Annotated in this window: 22 protein-coding genes; 16 read left to right on the forward strand and 6 right to left on the reverse strand. The window is 74.5% G+C overall.

Going from position 1 to position 25,257, the window contains the following annotated elements; all coding sequences use genetic code 11:
• Window positions 1–144: 144 nt before the first annotated feature.
• Window positions 145–1,536: a dihydrolipoyl dehydrogenase gene (gene lpdA / locus AB0F68_RS12030; protein ID WP_357335622.1), complete on the forward strand. Its 1,392-nt coding sequence runs from the start codon at window positions 145–147 to the stop codon at window positions 1,534–1,536.
• 67 nt (window positions 1,537–1,603) lie between these two features.
• Window positions 1,604–3,439: a 2-oxoglutarate dehydrogenase, E2 component, dihydrolipoamide succinyltransferase gene (gene sucB, locus AB0F68_RS12035; protein ID WP_357335625.1), complete on the forward strand. Its 1,836-nt coding sequence runs from the start codon at window positions 1,604–1,606 to the stop codon at window positions 3,437–3,439.
• Between the two features lie 61 nt (window positions 3,440–3,500).
• Here the strand turns inward: sucB and AB0F68_RS12040 are convergent, their stop codons facing one another.
• A complete protein-coding gene (locus AB0F68_RS12040) occupies window positions 3,501–4,445 on the reverse strand; it encodes an SDR family NAD(P)-dependent oxidoreductase (RefSeq protein WP_357335627.1) in 945 nt (314 codons plus the stop codon).
• 148 nt (window positions 4,446–4,593) lie between these two features.
• On the opposite strand from AB0F68_RS12040, the gene AB0F68_RS12045 reads away from it, so the two are divergent.
• The 7 genes from AB0F68_RS12045 to AB0F68_RS12075 all read left to right on the forward strand — a co-directional run bounded on the left by AB0F68_RS12045 (window position 4,594) and on the right by AB0F68_RS12075 (window position 10,656).
• On the forward strand, window positions 4,594–5,160 hold the full coding sequence (locus AB0F68_RS12045; protein WP_357335630.1) for a helix-turn-helix domain-containing protein: 567 nt from the start codon (window positions 4,594–4,596) through the stop codon (window positions 5,158–5,160).
• A gap of 45 nt (window positions 5,161–5,205) precedes the next feature.
• Complete coding sequence (locus tag AB0F68_RS12050) at window positions 5,206–6,537, forward strand: low temperature requirement protein A (protein ID WP_357335633.1); 1,332 nt, start codon at window positions 5,206–5,208, stop codon at window positions 6,535–6,537.
• Window positions 6,538–6,670: 133 nt separating this feature from the next.
• Entirely contained in the window at window positions 6,671–7,186 is a 516-nt protein-coding gene (locus AB0F68_RS12055; protein ID WP_357335635.1) for a hemerythrin domain-containing protein, read from the forward strand.
• Entirely contained in the window at window positions 7,183–8,076 is an 894-nt protein-coding gene (locus AB0F68_RS12060; protein WP_357335637.1) for an oxidoreductase, read from the forward strand. Before AB0F68_RS12055 ends, AB0F68_RS12060 begins: the two co-directional genes overlap by 4 nt.
• An 87-nt stretch (window positions 8,077–8,163) precedes the next feature.
• Window positions 8,164–9,081, forward strand: coding sequence for an LLM class flavin-dependent oxidoreductase (locus tag AB0F68_RS12065; RefSeq protein WP_357335639.1), 918 nt, complete (start codon window positions 8,164–8,166; stop codon window positions 9,079–9,081).
• A gap of 44 nt (window positions 9,082–9,125) precedes the next feature.
• On the forward strand, window positions 9,126–9,632 hold the full coding sequence (locus tag AB0F68_RS12070; protein ID WP_357335642.1) for a DinB family protein: 507 nt from the start codon (window positions 9,126–9,128) through the stop codon (window positions 9,630–9,632).
• 124 nt (window positions 9,633–9,756) lie between these two features.
• Window positions 9,757–10,656 carry a TIGR01777 family oxidoreductase gene (locus AB0F68_RS12075; RefSeq protein WP_357335645.1) on the forward strand — a complete coding sequence of 300 codons (900 nt, stop codon included), beginning with the start codon at window positions 9,757–9,759 and terminating at the stop codon, window positions 10,654–10,656.
• A gap of 26 nt (window positions 10,657–10,682) precedes the next feature.
• On the opposite strand, the gene AB0F68_RS12080 is transcribed toward AB0F68_RS12075, so the two are convergent.
• Window positions 10,683–11,897 (reverse strand): PHB depolymerase family esterase, encoded by a 1,215-nt coding sequence (locus tag AB0F68_RS12080; protein ID WP_357335647.1) that lies wholly within the window; start codon window positions 11,895–11,897, stop codon window positions 10,683–10,685.
• A 187-nt stretch (window positions 11,898–12,084) separates the two neighbouring features.
• Between AB0F68_RS12080 and AB0F68_RS12085 the strand changes: the two genes are divergently transcribed.
• The 4 genes from AB0F68_RS12085 (at window position 12,085) to nadE (ending at window position 15,923) form a co-directional block, all read left to right on the forward strand.
• Window positions 12,085–13,902, forward strand: a complete 1,818-nt coding sequence (locus AB0F68_RS12085; RefSeq protein WP_357335650.1) for a DUF2079 domain-containing protein — start codon at window positions 12,085–12,087, stop codon at window positions 13,900–13,902.
• 134 nt (window positions 13,903–14,036) lie between these two features.
• A complete protein-coding gene (gene lipB / locus AB0F68_RS12090; protein ID WP_357335652.1) occupies window positions 14,037–14,684 on the forward strand; it encodes a lipoyl(octanoyl) transferase LipB in 648 nt (215 codons plus the stop codon).
• A 4-nt stretch (window positions 14,685–14,688) separates the two neighbouring features.
• Window positions 14,689–15,081: a VOC family protein gene (locus AB0F68_RS12095; protein ID WP_357335655.1), complete on the forward strand. Its 393-nt coding sequence runs from the start codon at window positions 14,689–14,691 to the stop codon at window positions 15,079–15,081.
• 17 nt (window positions 15,082–15,098) lie between these two features.
• Window positions 15,099–15,923 carry an ammonia-dependent NAD(+) synthetase gene (nadE, locus tag AB0F68_RS12100; RefSeq protein WP_357335657.1) on the forward strand — a complete coding sequence of 275 codons (825 nt, stop codon included), beginning with the start codon at window positions 15,099–15,101 and terminating at the stop codon, window positions 15,921–15,923.
• 49 nt (window positions 15,924–15,972) lie between these two features.
• Here nadE and aspS read toward each other — a convergent pair whose 3' ends face one another.
• Window positions 15,973–17,259 (reverse strand): aspartate--tRNA(Asn) ligase, encoded by a 1,287-nt coding sequence (aspS, locus tag AB0F68_RS12105; RefSeq protein ID WP_357335660.1) that lies wholly within the window; start codon window positions 17,257–17,259, stop codon window positions 15,973–15,975.
• 357 nt (window positions 17,260–17,616) lie between these two features.
• On the opposite strand from aspS, the gene lipA reads away from it, so the two are divergent.
• Both lipA and AB0F68_RS12115 read left to right on the forward strand, forming a co-directional pair.
• Complete coding sequence (lipA, locus tag AB0F68_RS12110; protein ID WP_357335662.1) at window positions 17,617–18,663, forward strand: lipoyl synthase; 1,047 nt, start codon at window positions 17,617–17,619, stop codon at window positions 18,661–18,663.
• Window positions 18,664–18,723: 60 nt separating this feature from the next.
• Entirely contained in the window at window positions 18,724–20,403 is a 1,680-nt protein-coding gene (locus AB0F68_RS12115) for a DUF423 domain-containing protein (protein WP_357335664.1), read from the forward strand.
• A gap of 54 nt (window positions 20,404–20,457) precedes the next feature.
• Here the strand turns inward: AB0F68_RS12115 and AB0F68_RS12120 are convergent, their stop codons facing one another.
• Both AB0F68_RS12120 and AB0F68_RS12125 read right to left on the reverse strand, forming a co-directional pair.
• Window positions 20,458–23,631: an AAA family ATPase gene (locus AB0F68_RS12120; RefSeq protein ID WP_357335667.1), complete on the reverse strand. Its 3,174-nt coding sequence runs from the start codon at window positions 23,629–23,631 to the stop codon at window positions 20,458–20,460.
• Window positions 23,628–23,798, reverse strand: coding sequence for a hypothetical protein (locus tag AB0F68_RS12125; RefSeq protein ID WP_357335669.1), 171 nt, complete (start codon window positions 23,796–23,798; stop codon window positions 23,628–23,630). The genes AB0F68_RS12120 and AB0F68_RS12125 overlap by 4 nt, the downstream gene beginning before the upstream one ends.
• Window positions 23,799–24,010: 212 nt before the next feature.
• Here AB0F68_RS12125 and AB0F68_RS12130 point away from each other — a divergent pair, with 212 nt between their 5' ends.
• Window positions 24,011–24,700, forward strand: a complete 690-nt coding sequence (locus AB0F68_RS12130) for a DUF4191 domain-containing protein (RefSeq protein ID WP_357335671.1) — start codon at window positions 24,011–24,013, stop codon at window positions 24,698–24,700.
• A 62-nt stretch (window positions 24,701–24,762) separates the two neighbouring features.
• Here the strand turns inward: AB0F68_RS12130 and AB0F68_RS12135 are convergent, their stop codons facing one another.
• Entirely contained in the window at window positions 24,763–25,155 is a 393-nt protein-coding gene (locus tag AB0F68_RS12135) for an RDD family protein (protein ID WP_357335925.1), read from the reverse strand.
• Window positions 25,156–25,257 lie beyond the last annotated feature (102 nt).

The following is a 25,257-nucleotide window of genomic DNA, read 5'->3' on the forward strand; positions in this document are numbered from 1 at the left end:
CGGTGCCAAGCGTACGTGTCACCGACGTGTCGTTGGGCACCTCGGTACGCGCTCCGACCCCGGTGGTGACAAGATGACCGAGGTGGGGTGTGCCTGTTACTCCGCCGTAACCCCCGATGCAGCGACGGGACCTGGGAGTTGGACGTGAGCGAGCCGAACGACGCAACCTTCGACATCGTCATCCTCGGAGGTGGTAGCGGCGGCTACGCGGCGGCGCTGCGTGCCGCCCAGCTGGACCTGTCCGTCGCCCTGATCGAGAAGGGCAAGCTCGGGGGAACCTGCCTGCACAACGGCTGCATCCCGACCAAGGCCCTGCTGCACGCCGCCGAGATCGCCGACCAGACCCGCGAGTCGGAGCAGTTCGGCGTCAAGGCCGAGCTGGTCGGCATCGACATGGCGGCCGTCAACTCGTACAAGGACGGCGTGATCTCCCGCCTCTACAAGGGCCTCCAGGGCCTGGTGGGCGGCTCCAAGAAGATCACCTTCGTGGCGGGCGCCGGCAAGCTGGTCGGGAAGAACGTCGTCGAGGTCGACGGCAAGCGCTACACCGGCCGCAACATCATCCTGGCCTCCGGCTCCTACGCGAAGAGCCTGCCCGGCCTGGAGGTCGACGGCGAGCGCATCATCACCAGCGACCACGCGCTGACCCTGGACCGGGTCCCCTCCTCGGCGATCGTGCTGGGCGGCGGCGTGATCGGCGTCGAGTTCGCGAGCGTCTGGAAGTCCTTCGGCGTGGACGTGACCATCGTCGAGGCGCTGCCCCGCCTGGTCGCGGCCGAGGACGAGGAGTCCTCGAAGGCGCTGGAGCGCGCGTTCCGCAAGCGGAAGATCAACTTCAAGGTCGGCAAGCCCTTCGAGAAGGTCGAGAAGACCGAGAACGGCGTCAAGCTGACCATCGCCGGCGGCGACACGGTCGAGGCCGAGCTGCTGCTGGTCGCCGTCGGCCGCGGCCCGACCACCGCCAACCTCGGCTACGAGGAGCAGGGCGTCAAGATGGACCGCGGCTACGTGCTGACCGACGAGCGGCTGCGCACCAGCGTGCCGAACGTCTACGCGGTCGGCGACATCGTGCCCGGCCTTCAGCTCGCCCACCGCGGCTTCCAGCAGGGCATCTTCGTCGCCGAGGAGATCGCCGGCAAGAACCCGGCCGTGATCGACGAGGCCGGCATCCCGCGGGTGACCTACTGCGACCCGGAGCTGGCGTCGGTCGGCCTGACCGAGGCGAAGGCCAAGGAGCAGTACGGCGCTGACAAGATCAAGACTTACAACTACAACCTCGGCGGCAACGGCAAGAGCCAGATCCTCAAGACCGCCGGGCACGTGAAGCTGGTCCGGGTCGAGGACGGCCCGGTGGTCGGCGTGCACATGGTGGGCGCCCGGGTCGGAGAGCTGATCGGCGAGGCGCAGCTCATCTACAACTGGGAGGCGTACCCGGCCGAGGTGGCGCAGCTCGTGCACGCCCACCCGACGCAGACCGAGGCCCTGGGCGAGGCGCACATGGCCCTGGCCGGCAAGCCGCTGCACTCGCACGCCTGATCACGACAACCGCGGCGTCCGGCGACGGGCGATGATCCCACCAGGGGAATGAAGGAGTCTGGAGAACATGCCGGTATCGGTCACCATGCCCCGGCTCGGCGAGAGCGTCACCGAGGGCACCGTCACGCGCTGGCTCAAGCAGGAGGGCGACACCGTCGAGGTCGACGAGCCGCTGCTCGAGGTCTCCACCGACAAGGTGGACACCGAGATCCCGTCCCCCGCGGCGGGCGTGCTGAGCCGGATCGTGGTCGGCGAGGACGAGACCGCCGAGGTCGGCAGCGAGCTGGCGGTCATCGCAGGTGAGGGGGAGGAGGCCGGCGCGGCCGCCCCGCAGCAGCAGGAGGCCCCGGCGGAGCAGGCCGAGCAGGCCGAGCAGGCCGCCGCCCAGCCGCAGGCCGAGGCGGAGCAGCCGGCCGTCGAGGAGCCGGCCCCGGCCGCCGCCGCGCCGTCGGGCGAGGGCACCCCGGTCACCATGCCGGCCCTGGGCGAGAGCGTCACCGAGGGCACGGTGACCCGCTGGCTCAAGCAGGTCGGCGACACCGTCGAGGTCGACGAGCCGCTGCTCGAGGTCTCCACCGACAAGGTCGACACCGAGATCCCGTCGCCGGTCGCCGGCACGCTGCTGGAGATCAAGGTCCCCGAGGACGAGACCGCCGAGGTCGGCGGCGTCCTGGCGATCGTGGGCGCCGCGGGCGCCGCGCCGGCCGCGGCGAAGCCGGAGCCGAAGCCCGAGCCCAAGGCCGAGGCGAAGCCCGAGCCCAAGCCGGAGCCGAAGCCCGTGCCGCAGCCGGAGCCCAAGGTCGAGGAGCCGACCCCGGGCCTGTCCTACAACGAGCCGGCCGCCGAGACGGAGCAGGCCGCGCAGCCGGCCAAGGTCGAGCAGGGCGCCCAGCCGGCCGCGCCGACCCCCACGCCGCAGCGGCCGACCGTTCCGGCCCAGGGCGGTGGCGAGGAGGGCGCCGGCTACGTGACCCCGCTGGTTCGCAAGCTGGCCGCCGAGCACGGCGTCAACCTGTCCTCGGTCAACGGCACCGGCGTCGGCGGGCGGATTCGCAAGCAGGACGTGCTGGAGGCGGCCGAGAAGGCGAAGGCCGCCCAGGCCGCGCCCGCCGCGCAGCCGGCCGCCGCGGCTCCGGCCCCGGCCCCGGCCAAGCCGGCCGCGAAGCCGCAGCCGAGCAGCAAGCGGGGCACCGTCGAGAAGCTGCCCCGGATCCGCAAGGCCATCGCCAACCGGATGCACGAGTCGCTGCACGAGATGGCGCAGCTGACCACGGTGATCGAGGTGGACGTCACCCGGATCGCCAAGCTGCGGGCCCAGGCCAAGGACTCCTTCCAGCAGCGGCACGGCGTCAAGCTGTCCTTCCTGCCGTTCTTCGCCCTCGCCGCCGTCGAGGCGCTCCAGTCCTACCCGATCGTCAACGCCCGGCTGGACCTGGCGGGCGGGACGATCACCTACCCGGACGCGGAGCACCTCGGCATCGCCGTGGACACCGAGCGCGGCCTGCTGGTGCCGGTCATCCACAACGCCGGTGACCTCAACCTGGGCGGCATCGCCAAGCGGGTCGCCGACCTGGCCGAGCGCACCCGGACCAACAAGATCAGCCCGGACGAGCTCGCCGGCGCGACCTTCACGCTGACCAACACCGGCAGCCGGGGCGCGCTCTTCGACACCCCGATCGTGCCGTCGCCGCAGTCGGCGATGCTCGGCACGGGTGCCGTGGTGAAGCGCCCGGTCGTGGTCAACGACCCGGAGCTGGGCGAGGTCGTCGCGGTCCGCTCGATGGTCTACCTGGCCATGTCGTACGACCACCGGCTGATCGACGGCGCGGACGCGGCCCGCTTCCTCGTCGCGGTCAAGGAGCGGCTGGAGGCCGGCAACTTCGAGGCCGAACTGGGGCTCTGACCCCCGGACCGAAGAGGGGGCGCGCGGCGAATGCCGCGCGCCCCCTCTCGTCGTTTCCGGGTCAGCCGCGCAGGTGCTCCTCGGAGACCTCCCAGAGCCGCTCGGCGGCCTCCGGGTCACGGGCGTAGGGGGCGTAGCCGGTGCGGGTGCCCGGCTGGTTGGGCCCGGCCTCCTGGCAGTCCTCGAAGTAGCGGCCGCCGACCCCGGCGACCAGCGGCGAGGCGGCGACCAGCACCGAGGTGGCCGCGCCCTGCTCGGGGCTCTTCCAGTACGCCGCTCCCCCGCCGCTCTGCGTGCGCATGCGGTCCAGCTCCTCCTCGCTGATGTAGCGCTGGAGGTTGGTCCGGATCGCGCCCGGCATCAGCGCGTTGGTGTAGATCCCGTCGTCGGCCCAGCGCCGGGTGGCGTCCACCGCGAAGAGCACGTTCGCGGTCTTGGACTGCCCGTACGCCTGCCACGGGTCGTACGGCCGCTGCCGGAAGTGGATGTCCTCGAAGACCACGGGCGAGCGCAGGTGGGCCGCCGAGCTGACCGAGACGATCTGCGCGCCCTCGGCCGCGGCGAGCGCCGGGCGCAGCCCGGTGGCCAGCGCGAAGTGCCCGAGGTGGTTGGTCGCGAACTGCATCTCCCAGCCCTGCTCGGTGCGCAGCTCCGGGGAGGCCATGATGCCGGCGTTGTTGACCAGCATGTGCAGCGGCCCGTCCCAGGTGCGGACGAAGGCGGCCACCGAGCCGAGATCGGCCAGGTCGAGCGGGGCCACCAGGATCCGGTCGTTGCCGGTGGTGCCGGTGATGTCGGTGGCGGCGCGCTGTCCGGCCTCAGTGTTGCGGACCGCGAGGGTGACGTCGGCCCCGGCGGCCGCGAGCGCGCGGGCGGTCTCCACGCCGATCCCGGAGGCGCCGCCGGTGACGACGGCCCGCCGACCGGTCAGGTCGAGGTCACGCACGACCTCCAGGGCGGTGGTCTCGCGGGAGAACGGGGTGCTGACGGGTGTACTGGTGGTCATGATCCATCCTTGTCGGCGACGGCACGGACCGGTGTCCGCCCGCTACGATGAGAAGCGGAGGATCCTCCGTTACGGCCGAGCCTAACCGGAGGAGACTCCGGTTGCCACTTCGGCCGGGCCTGTCTCCCGGTCGAGCCGAGGAGGAGACGTGCCCGACCGACCGCTGCGCGCCGATGCGCTGCGCAACCGGCAACGACTGCTGGACGCCGCGGTACACGCGTTTTCCCAGGCGGGCGCCGAGGTAACGCTGGACCGGATCGCCAAGGAGGCCGGAGTCGGCATCGGCACCCTCTACCGCCACTTCCCCACCCGGGAGGCGTTGATCGAGGCGGCCTACCGCAACGAGCTGGCCAAGCTCTGCGACGCCGTGCCGGAGCTGCTCGCGGCCCTGCCCGCCGAGGCGGCGGTCCGCGCCTGGATGGACCGGTTCGTCGACTACCTCGCCACCAAGCGGGGCATGGCCGACGCGCTGCGGCTGGCCATCGCCTCCGGCGCCAACCCTTACGCCCACAGCCGGGACCGGCTGCTCGCCGCCCTGGGCGACCTGCTCGCGGCCGGCGCCGCCGCGGGCACCGTACGCGCCGACGTGGCCGCCGCCGACGTGCTCGCCGGGCTGAGCGGCGTCTCCCTGGTGGCCGGCGAGCCGGACCAGCGCGCGCAGGCCGGCCGCCTGCTCGACCTGCTGATGGACGGGCTGCGCCGCCGGCCGGCCTGAGCAGAATCCGGTCCGCCGCCGATCCGGCGCTGACAGACTCGGTCGGTGAGCGGCTTCGGTAGGCGGGGACGCCTCGGGCCGGCGGTGCCGGTGGCGCCCGGGGCCCGGGTGGACCGGTTCGAGGTCTTCTTCGACCTCGTCTTCGTCTTCTCGTTCTTCATCATCACCCGGGCCACCGCGCTCCAGGTCAGCGGCAGCGCACTGCTGCACGCGCTGCTGGTCCTCGCCGTGCTCTGGTGGTCGTGGGTGGTGCACAGCATCGTGGCCACCCGGATCCGGCTCGGCGAGGGCTTCGTCCCGGTGCTCATGACGGTCGGCATGGCGGCCCTGTTCACCTTCGCCCTGTCCCTGCCGAACGCGTTCCGGGACCCGCGCGGCAACGCGGCCGGGCCGATCGTCGCGGCGGTCAGCTACACCGTCATCCGGGGGGTGCACCTGCTGCTCTACCTGCACGCCGTGCGGGACAGCCCGAACGAGCGCCGGCAGCTCCTCCGGTTCACCCCCGAGCTGGTGGGCAGCACGCTGCTGCTGGGGGTCGCCGCCCTGATCCCCCCGAAGATCGACGACCTCTTCTCGGCCGCGGCGGTCCGGGACGGGCTGTGGGCGACCGTCGTGCTGCTCCAGTACGCCACCGGTCTCATCGCGGGCACCTGGGGCTGGGGCGTCGCCTCCGCCGAGCACTGGACCGAGCGCTACGACCTCATCCTGATCATCGCGCTGGGCGAGTCGGTCATCTCGGTCGGCGTCGGCAGCAACCTGCTCGGCCAGGCGCCCACCTGGCCGGCCGTGGCGGCGGCGGTGCTCGGCATCTTCTTCACCGCCGCGCTCTGGTGGGCGCACTACGACATGATCGGGCCGGCCGCCCGGATCGCCCTGCACGCCGCCGAGGACGGCCCCCGCGTCGCCATGGCCCGGGACGCCTACGGGTACCTGTTCCTGCCGATGATCGCGGGCATCATCCTCTTCGCGCTCGGCGCCGAGATGATCGTGCACCAGGTCGCCGACCCGCACGTACCGGTGCATCTGGCCGCGCACGGCCCCGGCGTACCGCTGCTCTTCGGCGGCGTGATCTGCTACATCTGCGGCAACATGCTCTTCCAGCTCCGCACCCTGCACACCCTGAGCTGGACCCGGGTCGCGACGGTCCTGCTGCTCGCCGTGAGCATCCCGGTGGCCGAACACCTGCCCGCGCTGGCGGCCCTGGCGCTGCTGACCGCCCTCACCGTCGGCATGGTGGCGGCCGAGGTGGTGGTCTTCGACGACGGCCGGCGGGCGCTGCGGAGGCTCGTCTTCGAGGAGCGGACCAGCCACGAGGCGCACGAGGCCGCCTATCGGGCCCGCTGGCACGAGCCGCACGAGCGCGACGAGGGCGAGTGAGCCGGACGGCGACGCGGCGCCGTCGGCGGCTCGCGGTGCGATCGGCGGAACGCCTAGACTGCCGCGCAGCGTCGCGGTGCACCCGGCACGAAGGCCGCCGTGGGCATGGAGGCGCGGGACAGCAGGGGACCATGTGCACCCATCCCACCCGCCGAGCGGCCGGCTGACCGCCCTCGGCACCCAGTTGATCGAGATCCACCACTGGCTCCGCGAGGAGCTGGCCCGGCTCCGCGCGAGCCTCGACTCCGCCGACGGCGGCACCGTCGGCCTGACCCGGGAGCTGCGCGCGCACTGCGTCGGGTTCTGCGCGGCGCTGGACCGGCACCACACCGGCGAGGACGGCGGCGCGTTCCACGTCCTGGCCGAGCAGGCGCCCGAGCTGCGCCCCGTGCTGGCCGAGCTGACCGCCGACCACCGGGTCGTCGCCGACCTGCTGCGCCGGATCGACGCCCTGCTCGCCGAGGCGCCCGACGGCCGGTCCGTCCGCGCCGAGCTGGACGGGCTCGCCGCGCTGCTGGAGTCGCACTTCAGCTACGAGGAGCGCAAACTGGTCGCCGCGCTGAACCGGCTGGCGGGCGAGCCCGTGGAACTGCTCGGCCTCACGCCACCCGAGAACGGGGACACCTTCGAACGGACGGAGACCGCATGACCATCGACACCGTCGACGCCGCCGCGGCCGGCACCTGGCAGCTGGGCGACCGCACGGTCAACCGGATCGGCTTCGGCGCGATGCGGCTGACCGCGAACGCGGACGGCAGCCCCAGCGACCGGGACCAGGCCGTCGCGGTGCTGCGCCGCGCGGTCGAGCTCGGGGTCAACCACATCGACACCGCGGCGTTCTACTTCTCGCCGCTGCGCTCGGCCAACGAGCTGATCAACCGGGCGCTGTCGCCGTACCCGGACGAGCTGGTCATCGTCACCAAGGTCGGGCCGAGCAAGGACCCGTCCGGCCAGTGGCTGCCGATGGCCCGGCCGGACCAACTCCGCGGCCAGGTCGAGGAGAACCTGCGCCAGCTCGGCCGGGACCACCTCGACGTGGTCAACCTCCGGGTGTACGGCCCGGAGCCGCTGGCCGAGCACTTCGGCGCGCTCGCCGAACTGCGCGACGCCGGGCTGATCCGGCACCTCGGCGTCTCGGCCGTGAAGCCGCACCAGGTCGTCGAGGCACGCGCCATCGCCCCGGTGGTCTGCGTGCAGAACTCGTGGGGCCTCGGCTACCACCGGAGCAACGACGCGCTGATCCGGGACTGCGCCGCGCACGGGACCGCGTTCGTGCCGTTCTTCTCGCTCGCGACCAGCGGTCGGGAGGCCGGGGCGAGCGGCGCGGAGCACGACGAGGTGCGCGCGGTGGCCCGGGCGCACGGCGTGACCCCGGCGCAGGTCCGGCTGGCCTGGACGCTGCGGCAGGGGCCGAACGTGCTCGCCATCCCGGGCACGGGCAACCCGGCGCACCTGGCGGAGAACGTCGCGGCCGGGGCGCTGCGGCTCACCGACGACGACCTGGCCCGCCTCGACGCCCTCCACGAGTCCGCCGGCTGAGGCGGGGGCCGGCCCCGGATTCGCCGGTCAGCAGAATCGGCGGGTCCGGGCTGGCCGGAGGGGTGCGTGCCCCGGAATGCTGGGCCGATGGCGATCTTCTCCGTGCAGGCCCGGCCGACCGACGCGACGAGCTGGACCGACCTGGCCCGCCGGGTCGAGGCGGCCGGCTTCGACGCCCTGCTCGCCGCCGACCACCCCGGTCACGGCGCCGCTCCGTTCGTGGCCCTCGCCGCCGCGGCGGCGGTGACCTCGACGCTGGGCCTCGGCTCGTACGTCTCGAACGCCGGGGTGCGGGAGCCGATCCTGCTCGCCACCGATGTGGCCACCCTGGACGTGGTCTCCGGCGGCCGGGCGCGGCTCGGCCTCGGCGCCGGGCACACCCCGGCCGAGTGGCGGGCCGTCGGCCGCGAACGCCCCGACGTCGCCGCCCGGGTCCGCCGCTGCGTCGCGGTCGCCGAGGCCGTACGCGACCTGCTGGCCGGCAACGAGGTCACCGTTGACACCCCGGAGCTGGCGGCGTACGCCGCCCGGCTGACCGAGCTGCGACCCGTGCGGGACCGGGTTCCGCTCACCATGGGCACGGCCAACTCGACGCTGCTGCGCTGGGCCGGCGCGCACGCCGACGTGGTCGGGCTGACCGGCTTCGGGCGTACCCTCGCCGACGGCCACGCCCACGACGTGCGCTGGCGGGCCGACCAGATCGAGGCGCAGCTCGCGCACGTGGCGGCCGGGGCAGCCGGGCGGGACGAGCCGCCCGCGCTGGAGGCCCTGGTCCAGCAGGTGACCGTGACCGACAACGCGGAGGCGGCCGCCGCTGAGATCGCCGCCGACACCGGGCTGACCGTCGCCGAACTGCTCGCCACTCCGTTCGTGCTGATCGGCACGGCCGACGAGATCGTCGCGGCGGTCGCGGAGCACCGGCGCCGCTGGGGGGTTACCCGCTTCGTGGTACGCACCGACGCCGTCGACCAGCTGGCCCCGCTCCTCCCCCGCCTAAGCGCCTGACGGCGGGGCACCGCGGAGCATCGAACGCGCGTACGATCCGGGCGGTGATCGATGAACGGTTCGCGTTGCCGGCCACCGTGGACGAGCGGACGCTGCTCGAGACCTTCCTGGACTTCCAGCGGGACGCCCTGGTCCGCAAGTGCGCGGAGCTCACCGACGCCCAGCTTCGCCTGCGGCCGGTGCCGTCGTCCGGCCTGTCCCTGGTCGGCCTGGTCCGGCACCTGGCCACGGTGGAGCGGTGGTACTTCCAGGCGGTGCTCGCCGACGCCTTCCCCGGCGACCTCTTCGACCTCACCGACGACCCGGACGCCCCGTTCACCGACGTCGCCGAGGCCACCGGCGCGGAGACCTTCGCGCTCTGGCGGGCCGAGGTGACCGCCTCACGGCGGATCGCCGCCGAGCGCCCGCTGGACGCGGTCGGCCGCCACCCCGGAACCGGGTCCTCGCACTCGCTGCGCTGGATCCTCGCGCACATGGTCGACGAATACGCCCGCCACCTCGGGCACGCCGACATCCTGCGGGAGGCGATCGACGGCCGGACCGGGGAGTGAACCCCTCCTCACGCCACCACCCGGCGCGTAGCGCCGGGAAGGTCGACGGGCAGGAGCCGCGAACGACGAGTGAGTGATTTCGCTCAACGCAGCCGGCCCCGCGTCCGTACCCGAAGATATGGGCATGCGGATCCTCATGGCCGGTGTGTCCGGCTTCCTCGGCACCCGACTGGTCGACCGGCTCACCGCGGACGGGCACCAGGTCACCCGCCTGGTCCGCCGCGCGCCACGCACCCCCGACGAGCGGCAGTGGAACCCGTCGGCCGCGCAGCTCGACCCGCAGGTCGTCGCCGACGCCGACGCGGTGGTCAACCTGGCCGGCGCCGGGGTGGGCGACAAGCGCTGGAACGACGCCTACAAGGGCCTGATCCGGTCCAGCCGGGTTGACAGCACCACCACCCTGGCCATCACCATCGCCGGCCTGCCCGCCGCCGACCGGCCCGCGGCGCTGCTCAACGCCTCCGCCGTCGGCTGGTACGGCAACACCGGTGACCGGACGGTCGAGGAGGACTCGCCGGCCGGCGAGGGCTTCCTGGCCGACGTCTGCCGGGTCTGGGAGGCCGCCACCCGCCCGGCCGAGGACGCCGGCGCCCGGGTGGTACGGCTGCGCACCGGGCTGCCGCTGCACCGCGACGGCGGCATGCTCAAGCCGCAGCTGCTGCCGTTCCGGGTGGGCGTCGGCGGCAAGCTGGGCAACGGCCGGCAGTGGCTGCCGTGGATCTCGATGCGGGACTGGCTGGACGCGATGACCTTCCTGCTGGCCCGCGACGACCTCGCCGGTCCGGTCAACGTGGTGGGTCCGGCCCCGGCCACCAACGCCGAGTTCACCCGGGAGCTCGCCCGCCAACTGCACCGGCCGGCGATCATGCCGATCCCGACGCTTGCCCTGAAGGTTGCCCTCGGCGGCTTCGCCCACGAGGCGCTCACCAGCACCCGGGTCCTCCCCGGCGTGCTCGGCAAGGCCGGCTTCACCTGGACCCACCCGGAGCTGCCGGGCGCCCTGCACGCCGCCCTCACCGACTGAGCCGGCGAGGGCGACGTGCAGTGCGGTCAGCAGCCGATGACCCAGTAGGCGGGGCCGGTCTGCTTGAGGGTGCTCGTGTAGAAGGTGTTGTAGAGGCCCATCCGCTGGTTGCTGCCCAGCGCGTAGGCGTAGCCGCCGGACTGGTAGGCCCGGCCGGCCGTGACGTGCGCGTAGTTGCTGGCGGTGACGCAGACCGGCGCGGTCGTCGGGGTCGGCGAGGGCGTGGGCGACGCGGTCGCCGTCGGGGTCGGGTTCGGCGTGCCGCCCCCGTCGAGCCCGAAGAAGAGCGCGTCGCGGTAGGTCGAGCAGATGGTGTCCAGGAAGTACGCCCCGGCGGTGCCGCACTGGTCGGTGGCCGAGCCCGGGTCGACCGGGGTGCCGTGGCCCATGCCGGAGACGCGGTAGAGCCGCACCTGGTCGCTGCCGTAGACCTCCAGGCTGGTGCCGGCCGGCAGCGCGGCGGTGCTGGTCGGGGTCTGCGACACGCCCAGCACGTTGGTCCACTGGTCCCGCGACTCGACCGCGTTCATGGGCGCGACGGTGGTGTCCGAGGTGCCGTGCCAGATGGCCACCCGGGGACGCTTGCCGGTGTAGCCGGCGTAGGCGTTGCGGACCAGGTCGCCCCACTGCGCCGGGGTCTTGTCCACTCCGGGGTTCATGCAGGTGAAGGCGTTGGTCATGCTGGTGGCGCAGCGGTAGGGAAGGCCGGCGATCACCGACCCGGCGGCGAACACGTCCGGGTAGGTGGCGAGCATGACGGCGCTCATCGCCCCGCCGCCGGACAGGCCGCTGACGTAGACGCGGCTGCCGTCGACGGAGTAGTTGGTCCTGGCGTAGTCCACCATCTGCTTCACCGACAGCGCCTCGCCCTGGCCGCGGGCGGTGTCCCCGGTCTCGAACCAGTTGAAGCAGGAGTTGGCGTTGTTGGCCGACGGCTGCTGCGGCACGATCAGCGCGAACTTCCACTGGTCGGCGTACTTCTGCCAGCCCGAGTTGGTGAAGTAGGTCGAGGCGTTCTGGGTGCAGCCGTGCAGCAGCACCACCGCCGGGGCGTTGGCCGGCAGGCCGTCCGGGCGGTAGGCGTACATGGCCAGGTTGCCGGGGTTCGAGCCGAAGCCGGTGACCTGGGTGAGCGTGGCGGCCTGGGCGGGCAGGGCGGCGGCGAGGACGGCGGCGGCGGCCAGGACGACCCCGGCCGCCGCCCCGGCGAGGCGGGTGAGAAGGGATGAGGAGCGGCGCACGGCGGCCTCCTGACGGCGAATTGTGAACTGGGTCACCCCGAGTTGCCGCGACGTTACGTCCGTGTTTCACGCCCCGGGAATGGTCCCCGCTCACACATTCACGAACGCCGAAGTGTGCGGGTGGCGGTTCTGGGTCAAGGTCCGTGTCTGACCGGCGTGTCCAGGTCCGGTTGGTAACGTCCGCTGCGTGCCGTCCTCCCCGTCCGTGGCCACCGGCCCCTCGACCGCGCCCGCCACCCGGAACCGGCGCGCCGACCTGCTGCTCGTACTGGCCGCGGTGGCCCTGGCCTTCTGGGTGACCAGCGGGATGTGGCGGGACCCGAACACCCGCACGATCACCGTCAACTCCAGCGACCAGGCCCTCTTCGAGTGGCTGCTGGCCTTCGGCGGGCACGCGGTGACCCACGGGGAGAATCCGCTCTTCACCCACCTGATCAACGTCCCGGACGGGGTGAACCTCGCGGTCAACACCTCGATCACCGCGTACGCGGTGGTCTTCGCGCCGCTGACCTACCTGATCGGGCCGCCGGCGACGTTCCTGGTGATCCTCACCCTCAACCTCGCCGCCACCGCGGTCGCCTGGTACTGGCTGCTGAGCCGCCACCTGGTCACCAGCCGGCTGGCCGCCGGGGTGGGCGCGCTCTTCATCGCCTACTGCCCGGCCATGGTGTCGCACGCCAACGCCCACCTGAACTGGACCGCGGGCTGGCTGGTGCCGCTGCTCATCTGGGGCGTGCTGCGGCTGCGCCGCCCCGGGCGCGCGCTCGTCGGCGGGGTCGTGCTCGGCGTGCTGGTGGCGGTCGCCTTCTCGATCGCCGCCGAGGGGCTCTTCTTCACCGCCCTGGCGCTCGCCCTGTTCCTGCTGCTGTGGGCGCTGCACCCGGCCCGCCGGGCCGAGGCGCGGGCCGCCCTGCCGAACTTCCTGCGCGGGCTCGGGGTGACCGCGCTGGTGGCCGGGGTGCTGCTGGCGTACCCGCTGTGGCTGCACTTCGCCGGGCCGCAGCGGTACCACGGCACCGGCTTCGACCCGCTCATCCACTCCGAGGACATCGCCGCGTACGGGTCGTACCCGCGCCGGTCCCTGGCCGGGTGGGCCGGGCTGGGCACCTCGCTGGCGCCCAACCCCACCGAGGAGAACTCCTTCTTCGGCATCCCACTGCTGCTGCTCGCCGTCGCCTGCTTCGTCCTGCTATGGCGGCGCGCCGACCGGGCGTTCCGGGCCACGCTCACCGCGCTCGCCGTGACCGCCATCGTCTTCGCGGTGCTCTCCTGGGGCCCCACGGCCAAGTGGAACGGTCGGCTCACCGACCAGCTGCTGCCGTTCGGGGTACTGGACAACCTGCCGGTGATCAACGCGGCGCTGCCCGCCCGGCTCGCCCTGGTGGTGGCACCGGTGATCGGGCTGCTGCTGGCGTACGCGCTCGACGCGCTGCGCGCCCGGCCACCCCGGCACCGCTCCACCGAACTGGTCTGGGCGCTCGGCTTCGTCGCGGCGCTGCTGCCGCTGCTGCCCACCCCACTGCTGACCAGCGTCCGCGAGCCGGTCCCGGCGTTCATCACCAGCGGCGCCTGGCAGCGCTACGTCACCCCCGGCGGGGTGCTCACCCCGCTGCCGCTGACCGTGGACCTCTACCCGGACGGCCAGCGCTGGCAGGCGTACGCCCTGGCGCACCGGCAGGGCGAGTTCCGCATCCCGGCCGGCTTCTTCCTCGGCCCGGGCGGGCCGGACGGCCGGGGCCGGATCGGGCCGGTCCCGCGCAGCTTCAGCGCGCTGATGGACCAGGCCGGGCGGACCGGGCTGGCGCCGATCGTCACCGAGGGCAGCATCCGGGAGTGCCGGGCCGACCTGCGCTACTGGGGGGTGGAGACGGTGGTGCTGCCCGACCGGGTGCACGGCGCGAAGTTCGACGTCGACGAGGAGGCGGTGCGCCGCACCGCCACCGCCCTGCTCGGCCCCCCCGAGCGCGTCGAGGACGTCTGGCTCTGGCGGGTCCCGCCGTCCTGACGCGCGATCTTGCACGTGCCGCCCCGGCATCGGGTGCGAATGCCGCGAACCGGCGGCCGAGAGTGCAAGATCGGCGGGGAATGGCGACGAGGCTCACGCGGGCCGGGCGGGGGCGGCGGGATTAGGGTGGACGGGTGAGCGTGACGACTTCCGGGCTGACCGCCGTCCGTGCCGGCCTGCTCGACTACCAGGCCGCCTGGGACGAGCAGCGCCGGCTGCACGAGGCCGTGGTGGCGGGCGAGCAGGGCGACACCGTGCTGCTGCTGGAGCACCCCAGCGTCTACACCGCCGGCAAGCGGACCGAGCCGTGGGACCGGCCGATGGACGGCACCCCGGTGATCGACGTGGACCGCGGCGGCAAGATCACCTGGCACGGGCCGGGGCAGCTGGTCGGCTACCCGATCGTCAGGCTGCCCGACCCGGTCGACGTGGTGGCGTACGTCCGGCGCACCGAGCAGCTGCTGATCGACGTTTGCGCCGAGTTCGGGCTGGCCGCGGGCCGCGTCGAGGGGCGCAGCGGGGTCTGGGTGCCGGAGGACGACCGGGGGCCGGCCCGCAAGGTGGCCGCCATCGGCATCCGGGTGGCCCGGGGCGTGACCCTGCACGGCTTCGCGATCAACTGCGACTGCGACCTCGGCCACTACGACCGGATCGTGCCGTGCGGCATCCGCGACGCCGGCGTCACCTCGCTCACCGCCGAGCTGGGCCGCCCGATCACCATCGCCGACGTGCTGCCGGTGGTCGAGCGACACCTGCCCACCCTGGTCACGGTCCAGGGCTGAGCGGGTGCGGATCGATCTCGTCACCCTCGTCGTCGCCGACTACGACCCGGCGATCGCCTTCTTCACCGAGGTGCTCGGCTTCGAACTGGTGGAGGACAAGCCGTCGCTCACCAACGACGGGCGACCCAAGCGCTGGGTGGTGGTCCGCCCGCCGGGCGGCGGGACCGGGCTGCTGCTGGCCCGCGCCGACGGGGAGCGGCAGGCGGCGGCGGTGGGCGACCAGACCCACGGCCGGGTCGGCTTCTTCCTCCAGGTCGACGACTTCGACGCCACCTACCGGCGGATGGTCGAGGCGAAGGTCGAGTTCGTGAATCCCCCGCGCACCGAGCCGTACGGCCGGGTCGCCGTCTTCCGCGACCTCGCCGGCAACCCCTGGGACCTGCTCGGTCCCGCCTGACGAGGAGAAAACCCCCGATGACCGACGTGATGTCGACCCAGCAGCGGATCGCCGAGGAGCTCCAGGTGTCGGCGACCTTCGACGCCGCTGAGGAGATCGAGCGCCGGGTCGTCTTCCTCGCCGACCGCCTGGTCGACACCGGCCTGACCACGCTGATCCTGGGCATCAGCGGCGGGGTCGACTCGACCACCGCCGGCCGGCTCTGCCAGCTCGCCGTGGAACGGGCCCGCGCCGCCGGCCACCCGGCCGCCTTCGTCGCCATGCGCCTGCCGTACGGGGTGCAGGCCGACGAGCACCACGCCCAGGCGGCGCTGGAGTTCATCCGGCCGGACCGGGTGCTCACGGTCGACGTCAAGCCGGCCGCCGACGCCGCCCTGGACGCGCTGGTCGCCGCCGGGCTGACGTTCCGCGACGCGGCCCAGCAGGACTTCGTGCTCGGCAACGTCAAGGCCCGGCAGCGGATGATCGCCCAGTACGCGGTGGCCGGCGCGACGGACGGGCTGGTGGTCGGCACCGACCACGCCGCCGAGGCGGTCACCGGCTTCTTCACCAAGCACGGCGACGGGGCCGCGGACCTGGTGCCGCTGACCGGGCTGACCAAGCGGCGGGTGCGGGCGCTGGCCGAGGCGCTCGGCGCCCCCGCCGAGCTGGTCGGCAAGGCGCCCACCGCCGACCTGGAGAGCCTGGCCCCGGGCAAGCTCGACGAGGACGCGCTCGGCCTGGCCTACGAGCACATCGACGACTACCTGGAGGGGCGGCCGGTGCCGGCGGAGGTGGAGGCGGCGCTGGTGGCCCGTTACCGGGTCACCGACCACAAGCGCCAGCTCCCGATCGCACCCTGACGCGACGCCCGGTGGGAAGGGGCCCCGGTCGGCCGGGGCCCCTCCCTCCTCAGGGCGTGAGCCGGTGCAGGTCCCGGGGGAAGGCGGTCACCTCCCGGACGTTGGCCGCCCCGGTGAGCCGGGCGACGAAGCGTTCCAGCCCGATGGCGAAGCCCCCGTGCGGCGGCATGCCGTGCCGGAACGCGTCCACGTACCCGGCGTACGGCTCGACCGGCTCACCGCGGGCCGCTAGGGCGGCGACGTAGTCCTCGTACCGGTGCAGCCGCTGGCCGCCGGTGACCAGCTCCACCCCGCGGAACAGCAGGTCGAAGCCGTTGGAGTGGGCCGGCCGGGCCGGGTCCGGGTGGGTGTAGAACGGCCGCTTCGCCATCGGGTACCCGGTGACGAAGAGGAAGTCCGAGCCGTGCTCGCGGCTCGCCCACTCCCCCAGCGCGCGCTCGTGCGCCGGGGCGAGGTCCGGCTCGTCGGCCGGCGCCCCGGCGATCTTCAGCGCCTCGGTGAAGTGCACGGCCGGGATCTCGGCGGGCACCGTGGGCAGGGTCAGGCCGAGGGTGGCGAGCGACCCGCCGGCCCGCGCCGCGACCTCGGCCAGCATCCCGGCCAGGGTCTCCCGCAGCACCGCCATCACGTCCCGGTGGTCGGCCACGAAACCCAGCTCGACGTCGAGCGAGGTGTACTGGGCCAGGTGCCGGACGGTGTCGTGCGGCTCGGCGCGGAACACCGGCCCGACCTCGTAGACCCGCTCGAAGACGCCGACCATGAGCTGCTTGTAGAACTGCGGCGACTGGGCCAGGTACGCGGGCCGGCCGAACCAGTCCAGCGCGAAGACGTTCGCCCCGCTCTCGGTGGACGAGGCCACCACCTTCGGGGTGTGGATCTCCACGAACCCGCGGGCGTCCAGGGCCGCCCGGAAGCCGGCCACCGCCGCCGCCGAGATCCGCAGCGCGGCGGCGCGGGTCGGATGGCGCAGCGCGGTCGGCGCGTGGTCGAGCTGGGTGGGCAGGGTGGCGGCGAGCGCCGGCCGGTACAGGTCGAACGGCGGCGGGACGGCGGGCGGGCCGAGCGGGCGTACCGTCGGCTCGGCCAGCTCGACCCCGGCGGGCGCCGTGGCGTTCGCGACCACCGTGCCGGTGACCTCGACGACCGTCTCCTCGGGGAGCGACTCGACGGCCGCGCGCACGGCGGGGTCGGTGACCACCACCTGGGTCAGGCCGGCGGCGTCCCGCACGATCAGGAAGGCCACCGACTTGAGCAGCCGGCGGCGGTGCACCCAGCCGGCGACCCGCACGGTCGCGCCGACATGGTGGCTGAGCTGGGAGGACAGGATGCGTTGCACGGCGGTTACCTCCTCGATCAATCGCAACGCGATCCCCGGGAGGTGTGGGCGAGCGGGAGCCTCGCGGTGCCACCACACCTTCGCCCTCCGCCTCGGCGGAGGGCCTCGTTCGTCGCCTTTTCACCGGGGCCAGCCGGGCGGGTTCTACTAGGCGTGGGCGCCGTTCTTCCCGCAGCTCGGGAGGGTCTTCGCGGGGCCGGCGCCAGACCGCCTTGCAGCAAATGGCGGCTCTCTGGGCTGGCGGATCGGCCCGCTACTCGGCTCCGTCGCAGCTTTGGCGGAGAGGCTAGCACCCCGCGCCGGGCCGTGTGACGGCGTTTTTTCGCCGTTGGTGTCCGGTGTCACAACGATTGAGGCGTGACGGCCGTCGCCCGACGTTCATCGACGGCGGCCGACCGGCGTAGGCTCGGTTTTGTGACGATCGAGCACTCCGCGCCGAGGACCGAGCCGGCAGCGCGCACCGCGACGGTCGCCCCCGAGGGGCGGCGCATGCTGCGGATCGAGGCGCGCAACGCCGAGACGCCGATCGAGCGCAAGCCGCCGTGGATCAAGGTCAAGGCCAAGATGGGGCCGGAGTACACCCAGCTGCGCGGGCTCGTCTCGCGCGAGGGGCTGCACACCGTCTGCCAGGAGGCCGGCTGCCCCAACATCTACGAGTGCTGGGAGGACCGGGAGGCCACCTTCCTCATCGGTGGCGACCAGTGCACCCGGCGCTGCGACTTCTGCCAGATCGACACCGGCAAGCCCGCCGAGTTCGACGCCGACGAGCCCCGCCGGGTCGCCGAGTCCGTCGCCGCGATGGGCCTGCGCTACGCCACCATCACCGGCGTGGCCCGCGACGACCTGCCCGACGGCGGCGCCTGGCTCTACGCCGAGACGGTCCGGCAGATCCACGCCCTGCAGTCCGGCTGCGGCGTCGAGCTGCTGATCCCCGACTTCAACGCGGTGCCCGAGCAGCTCGCCGAGGTCTTCGGCGCCCGGCCCGAGGTGCTGGCGCACAACGTGGAGACCGTGCCGCGCATCTTCAAGCGGATCCGGCCGGCGTTCCGCTACGAGCGCTCCCTCGACGTGATCCGCCAGGCGCGCGCCGCCGGGCTGGTCACCAAGAGCAACCTGATCCTCGGCATGGGCGAGGAGCGGGCCGAGGTGTCCCAGGCGCTGCGCGACCTGCACGACGCCGGCTGCGAACTGATCACCATCACCCAGTACCTGCGCCCCTCCCCCCGGCACCACCCGGTCACCCGCTGGGTCAAGCCGGAGGAGTTCGTCGAGCTGCGCGAGGAGGCCGAGGAGATCGGCTTCGCCGGCGTCATGAGCGGCCCGCTGGTCCGCTCGTCGTACCGGGCCGGGCGGCTCTACCAGCAGGCGCTCGCCGCCCGCGACGAGGTCGTCGCCGCCGGCTGAGGCCGGCCGTCCACCGCGTCACCCACCGCCGGCCACCCGCCGGATGCCATGATCCCAGGGATGACAGCCCGGGTACGCCAGGAGCCACGCGGGGCCACGCACCCGCGTACGCCCCGGCGTACCCGGCTGCCGGCACTGCTCGCCCTGCTGGTCGGGCTGGCCGGGGTCGGCTACCGGCTGGTGCTGCTGCTCTCCGACGCGCCGCCCGCCAACAGCGACGAGGCGACCATGGGGCTGGCCGCCCTGCACATCGCCCACGGGGAGGGCTTCCCGGTCTGGTTCTACGGGCAGGCGTACATGGGCACGCTGGAGGCGTACCTGGCCGCGCCCCTGATCGCCCTGGCCGGGCCGTCGGTGCTCGCCCTGCGGCTGCCCACCCTGGCCCTGTACGCGCTCTTCCTCGCCCTGTCCTGGCGGCTCACCCGCAGGCTCGGCGGCGACGCCTGGTTCGCCCTGCTCGTGGTCGGCTTCCTCGCGCTCGGCTCCGACCGGGTGGTGAAGAACCAGCTCATCGCCGGGGGCGGCTACCCCGAGCTGAACCCGGCCGGGGTCGGCCTCGCCCTGCTCACGGTGGGGCTGTGCGCCGGCACGTCGGGCGCGCGGTTGCCCCGCTGGGCGGGCTGGGGACTCGTCTCCGGGTTGCTGCTCTGGGTGGACCCGCTGGTGCTGCCGTACGTCCTCGGGACCGGCGCGGTCCTGCTGGCCCGGCGACGCCGGGAGCTGGCCGGGCGGGCCGGGCTGGTCGTGGCGGCCACGCTGCTGCTGGGCGCCGCGCCGATGCTGCTGGACAGCCTCCGGCACGGCCGCAACCCGCTCGCCGCCGTGCTGGCCGCCAGCGGCGGGGAGGCGGCGGCGAGCTGGGGCGAGCGGCTGCACGGTGGCCTGGTGCTCGGCCCGCCCCTGGCCATGGGCTTCTGCTCCCCCGGCCACTGCGCCTGGTGGCAACTCTGGTGGGCCCCGGTCTTCCTCCTCCTGCTCGCCCTCGCCGCCGCCACCGCCTGGCGCACCCTCCGCCACCCACTGTCGTCTGCGGATCTTGGACAGTTGTCGTTCGCTGTGAACGGCGACTGTCCAAGATCCGGCGACGATCCCGGCGGCGCGGAGCGACGGCGGGTGTCCGCATCGGTGCGGCTGGCGCTGCTGGCCGGGGCGGCGGTGGTGCTGGCGGCGTACACGGCGAGCAGCGCGGCCGGGCGGACCCCGATCGAGAGCGCCCGCTACCTGTCCTGCGTCGCCGTCGCCACCCCGGCGCTGCTCTGGCCCCTCTGGGCCGCCGCCCGGCGGGCCGTCCTCGGAGGCGCCGCCCGCCGCGGCCGGATGACCGGGGTGGCGACGGTCGCCGTGCTGGCGGGGATCCTCGGCACGGGGGCCGTCGCGACCGCCGGCGCGGTCGGCGCCGTGCCGGCCGCCCACGCCGAGGCCGACCGGCACCGGGCGCTCGTCGACACGCTCGGCGCGCTGGGCGTGCGGCACGTGCGCGCCGGCTACTGGACCTGCAACCGGCTCGCGTTCGCCACCGGCGAGGACGTGCGCTGCGCGGTGGTCGACGACGACCTGCGCCCCGGGTTCGACCGGCTGCCGGCGTACCGGCGGGCGGTGGACGCGGACCCGGGCGCGGCCTGGGTGGCGCCGGCCGGGTCGCCGCTGGCCGCCCGCCTGGACGGGCGGCTCGAGCCCGGCCCGGGCGCGCTCGACCTGGTCACCGTCGCCGGCTGGCGGATCTACCTGCCCCGCCGCTGACCGCGGCCACACCGGCGTCGCCGTGAACAGAGCCGGACGGGCGAGCGACCCCGGCTATCTGCCCTGGCGCTGAGCGGGCGGTGTCGGGTCGAGCAGGCCGAGGCGGTGGGCCAGCGCGGCGGCCTCCACCCGGTTGGTCACGTCCAGCTTGGCGATGATCCGGGACACGTGCACGCTCGCCGTCTTCGGCGAGATGAAGAGCTGCTCGGCGATCCGGCTGTTGCTGTGCCCCTCGGCGACCAGCCGGAGCACCTCCTGCTCCCGGCTGGTGAGCAGGTCCGGGCCGGGCCGGCCGGTGCCGCGCAGCCCGACCCGGCGGGCCAGGGTGGCGGCCTGCTCGCCCAGCGGGGCGGCGCCGAGTCGGGTGGCGATGTCAGCGGCCTCGCGGACGGCGGCGGCGACCTCGTCCCGTGCGCCGGCCGCCGCGGCGGCCTCGGCCAGGGCGAGCAGCGCCCGACCCAGCGGGTACGGCTGCCCGACCGTCCGCCACCGCGCCACCGCCAACCGCCAGGCGGGCAGCGCCTCACCCGACCGCTCGGCCGAAGCGAGGGGCGCGTCGGCACCGTCGGCGGCGGGGGCGACGCCGGTGAGGACCGCGGTGACCTGGGCGGCGTGTGCCTGTTCCGCCGGATAGCGGGCGGGCAGCGCGGCGGCCACGGCGGACGCCTCGGCGGCCAGCTCGGCGTCGCCGACCAGCGCGGCGGCGCGGGCCACCGCGCTGAGCACCGGCCAGGCCTCCCGGGGCAGGCCGACCAGGCGCTCGTCGGCGAGGGCGGCCCGGCTCGCCGCGAGCGCGGCCACCTTGTCGTCCGCCGCCAGAGCGGCCTCGATGGCCAGCTCGCGCAGCGGCAGCCGGTGGTTCGGCCAGAGGTAGGGCCGGGCCAGGAAGGCCAGCGCCCGGCCGACCAGCTCGTCGGCGGCGGGGTGCGCCCGGGCCAGCCGCAGCCCGGCCCGGAGCTGGAGCCAGTGCAGCCCGGAGACGCCCGGCGGGTCGATCCGGGCCGCCTCGGCGCAGGCCGCGTCGGCCTCGTCCCAGCGGCCCAGCGCGATCAGCGCCTCGGCCCGGTTCGACAGCAGGTACGCGCCGGTGGAGCGGCTGATCCCGACCCGGCGCGCCTCGCTCACCCCGGCCGCGGCGGCCTCCTCGGACTCGGCGTAGCGGCCCAGCTCGTAGAGCACGTCGGAGAGGTGCACCAGGGCACTGACCAGCGCCGGCGCGTTGTCGGTGGCCCGGGCCAGCGCCTCGGCCCGGCGCAGCTCGGCCAGCCCCAGGTCGGGGGCCTTGTCGGTGCGGCAGAGTAGGGCGATGCGGGTGGGCAGCAGCGCGGCGTCCTCGCCGGTCGCCTCGGCCGCGGCCATCGCCTCGGCGGCCACCGAGGCGGCCTGCTCGGGGTCGATCTTGACGAGGTGCGCCGCGATGTCGGCGAGCAGCCGCACCCGCTCGGGCGCGTCCGCCACCCCGCCGGCCAGCCGGTACGCCTCGCGTACCTCGGGGATGCCGTCGCTCTTGCCGAGCAGGGCGAGCAGCCGGCCGCGCCAGTAGAGCAGGCGGCCGGCCCGCAGCGGCTCGGCGGCGGTGTCCACCTCGGCCAGCCCGGCCCGGGCCAGGGTGAGCGCCCGGCTGTAGTCGCCGGCCGTGGTGGCCGCGGCCAGGGTCTCCTCCAGCACCCGCAGGTGGTCCATGCCGAGCCGGTCGGCCGCGTCGGGCACCAGCTCCCACAGTTCGAGGACCCGTTCCAGCAGCCGGCTCTGCTCGGCGTACGCGTAACGGTCGGCGGCGGCGCAGGCGGCCACCCGGGCGGCGATCAGGGCGCGCGGGTGGTCGTGCGCCGCGTACCAGTGGTGGGCGATCTCGGCGGGGGCGCGACCGGCGGCCACCAGGTAGGGCTGCGCCTCGATCGCGGCGGCGTACCGGGCGTGCAGCCGGGCGTGCTCGCCGGGGAGCAGGTCGTCGTGGACGGCCTCGCGGACCAGTGCGTGCCGGAACTCGTAGTCGCCGTCCGGGTCGGCCACCACGAGCTGGGCGGCCACGGCGGCGCGCAGCGCGTCCTCCAGCTCGGCCTCGGGCAGGCCGGCCACCTCGGCGAGGAGCTGGTGGGCGAAGCGGGTGCCGCCGGCGGCGGCGATCCGCAGCACCCGTTGGGCCGGCTCGGGCAGCCGGTCCACCCGGGCCAGCAGCAGGTCGCGCAGCGTCTCCGGCAGCACGGCGCAGCCCACCGGGTCGCCGGCCGCGGCCAGCTCCTCGATGAAGAACGGGTTGCCCTGGGTGCGCCCGTGCACGTCGTCCACGGCGCGGGCGGCCGGCTCGACGCCGAGCAGGTCGGCCAGGATGGCGGCGGTGCCGTCGCGGTCCAGCCGGCCCAGCTCGACCCGGTCGACGCCCCGGGCCCGGTCCAGCTCGGCGAGGAAGGGGCGCAGCGGGTGGCCGCGGTGCAGCTCGTCGGTGCGGTAGGTGCAGACCAGCAGCAGGCGGGTGGCGCGGGCGGCCCGGACCAGGAAGCCGATCAGGTCGCGGGTGGACCGGTCGGCCCAGTGCAGGTCCTCGATCAGCAGGACCAGCGGGCGCTCCTCGGCGATCCGCCGGAACAGGTCGGCGACCAGGTCGAACAGGTAGCCGCGCGGGGTGTCGGAGACGGGCAGCCCGGTGGGCGCGGCGGCTCCGGCCGGCACCCGGGCCAGCTCGGGCAGCAGCCGGGCGAACTCCGCCTCGTAGCCGGCGAAGGCGGCCGGGCCGTCGTGGCGCAGCACGTCGCGCAGCGCGGCGGCGAACGGCGCGAAGGGCAGGCCGGCCTCGCCGAGTTCCAGGCACTGGCCGATCAGCAGCCGCGCGCCGGTCGCGGTGGCGTGCGCGCCGAACTCCTCCAGCAGCCGGGTCTTGCCGACCCCGGCCTCGCCGCCCACCAGGACGGTGGCCGGGTTCCCGGCCCGGGCCCGGGCCAGCGCCTCGCGCAGTCCCACCAGCTCGCGCTGGCGGCCGACGAGGACGGTGCTGGCGGCGCGTGCGGTCACGCCGTCGAGCATGCCACGGCGTACGCCCGCGCCGTCCCGGCCGACCGGCCGGTTCCCCGCCGGTCCGGCCGCCCCCGTGACGGCCGGACCGGCGAGGACGGCGGGACCGGCGGCCGTGACGGCCGGGCCGGCGTCCGCGCTGCCCGCCCCGGACGGACCGGTCCGGTCCGGGGCGGGCGCCACGGCGCTCGGGTGCGCCGGCAGCGCCGGGGCGGTCACCGGCGGGCGTCGGAGACGCGGGCGGTGTGCTGCCGGCGGCCCAGCCAGCTCCGCGGGTGGCGGCGGGGCAGGGACCGGGCGAGCCGGTCGCGGGCCGCGTCGGCCTGAAGCTCGGAGGCGTGGCTGCGGTGGATGCTGAGGAGCAGGTCTGCGTCGTTGCCGAACATCTCGGTTCTCCCGTCGTGGGGTGTTTCGCTGTCGACACCGACTTTCCGCGCGAAGGTGCCCCCCGGGCATGGGTGCGCCGCCTGATCTTCGACCGCTCCCCCTCCTTACCCGGGGGCCTCAGCGGCCCGACGGCGACGTAAGGTACTCAGCCCGGCGGCGGAGGGGCGGCCACGGATCAACGGGCCGCGCGGCGACCACTAGACTCTGCGGCATGGCAAAGCCCCAGGAGAAGGTCTCGTTCGGCCAGCGGCTGAAGCAGATCGGGATGGTGTTCCAGTTCACCGCCAAGCAGGACCGGTGGTTCGCGCCGCTGACCGCGGCGGCGGTGCTGATCCCGCTCGCGCTCACCGTGGTCGCGGTGCTCCTCTGGGGCTGGATCTGGCTGCCGATCGGCATCCTGCTCGCCCTGCTCGCCGTCCTGGTCGTGCTCAACCTGCGGTCCAACAAGGCGATGATGAACGCCGCCGAGGGGCAACCCGGCGCGGCGGCCCAGATCATGGAGAGCATGCGCGGCGACTGGCGGGTCACCCCGGCGGTCAGCTCCACCACCCAGATGGACATGGTGCACCTGGTGATCGGCCGGCCGGGCGTGATCCTGCTGGCCGAGGGCAACCCGCAGCGGGTACGCGGCCTGCTCGGCCAGGAGAAGCGCCGGCTGGCCAAGGTGATCGGCTCCGCCCCGCTGCACGACTACGTGATCGGTCAGGGCGAGGGTGAGCTGCCGATCCGCAAGCTGCGGGTGACGCTGATGCGGCTGCCCCGCAGCCTCGCCCCCAAGGACGTCAACGCCCTCGACAAGCGGCTCAAGGCGCTCACCGCCCGCCCGCAGATGCCCAAGGGCGCGATCCCGAAGAACATGCGGCCGCCGCGGGGCGCGTTCCGCCAGACCCGGGGTCGCTGACCCCCGTCGTACGCGAGAAGGAGCCGGACCCGCGCGGGGCCGGCTCCTTCGTCGTGGGGAGGTCAGCGGCGGGCGGGGCGGGGAGCGTCGGCGACCACCGACCCGGTGAGCCGGTCGTGCAGGCCGCGCCGGTGCCCGTCCATGATCAGGGCGGGCACCACGAGGGCCAGCAGCACGCCGCGCAGCAGCGCCCGGACCAGCCCGATCCGCCCGCCGTCGGCCCACGACAGGCAGCGGATCCGGGTGACGTACATGCCGGGGGTCTGGGCGAAGAGGCCCAGGAAGAAGCCGTACTCCAGGATCAGCACCAGGACCGGGGCCCAGCCGTCGCGGACCGGGTCGGCGAAGATGTTCGCGATCAGCAGGCAGAGCACCCAGTCGATGAGCAGGGCGCCGAAGCGGCGGCCGAGGCTCGGGGGCGTGAAGGCCGGGTCCGCGGCGGGCGGCACCGGCACGGCGGCGGTATCGGTCACAGCGGTCAGGGTAGCCAGCGACCGGTCCGGGGCCGGCGGCGCCGCGGCGGGCAGGGGCGCCGGTCACTGCCCGGGTACGCCGGT

It is taken from the genome of Micromonospora sp. NPDC023966, assembly GCF_040639095.1.
Lineage (GTDB): Bacteria > Actinomycetota > Actinomycetes > Mycobacteriales > Micromonosporaceae > Micromonospora.

Excerpts from the sequence above, each read along its gene's own strand:
- AB0F68_RS12040 (WP_357335627.1), bottom strand. The coding sequence starts at position 4,445 with ATGACCACCAGTACACCCGTCAGCACCCCGTTCTCCCGCGAGACCACC.
- nadE (WP_357335657.1), top strand. The coding sequence starts at position 15,099 with ATGACCGACGTGATGTCGACCCAGCAGCGGATCGCCGAGGAGCTCCAG.
- AB0F68_RS12130 (WP_357335671.1), top strand. The coding sequence starts at position 24,011 with ATGGCAAAGCCCCAGGAGAAGGTCTCGTTCGGCCAGCGGCTGAAGCAG.
- AB0F68_RS12115 (WP_357335664.1), top strand. The coding sequence starts at position 18,724 with ATGACAGCCCGGGTACGCCAGGAGCCACGCGGGGCCACGCACCCGCGT.
- AB0F68_RS12125 (WP_357335669.1), bottom strand. The coding sequence starts at position 23,798 with ATGTTCGGCAACGACGCAGACCTGCTCCTCAGCATCCACCGCAGCCAC.
- AB0F68_RS12065 (WP_357335639.1), top strand. The coding sequence starts at position 8,164 with ATGGCGATCTTCTCCGTGCAGGCCCGGCCGACCGACGCGACGAGCTGG.
- sucB (WP_357335625.1), top strand. The coding sequence starts at position 1,604 with ATGCCGGTATCGGTCACCATGCCCCGGCTCGGCGAGAGCGTCACCGAG.
- AB0F68_RS12075 (WP_357335645.1), top strand. The coding sequence starts at position 9,757 with ATGCGGATCCTCATGGCCGGTGTGTCCGGCTTCCTCGGCACCCGACTG.
- AB0F68_RS12060 (WP_357335637.1), top strand. The coding sequence starts at position 7,183 with ATGACCATCGACACCGTCGACGCCGCCGCGGCCGGCACCTGGCAGCTG.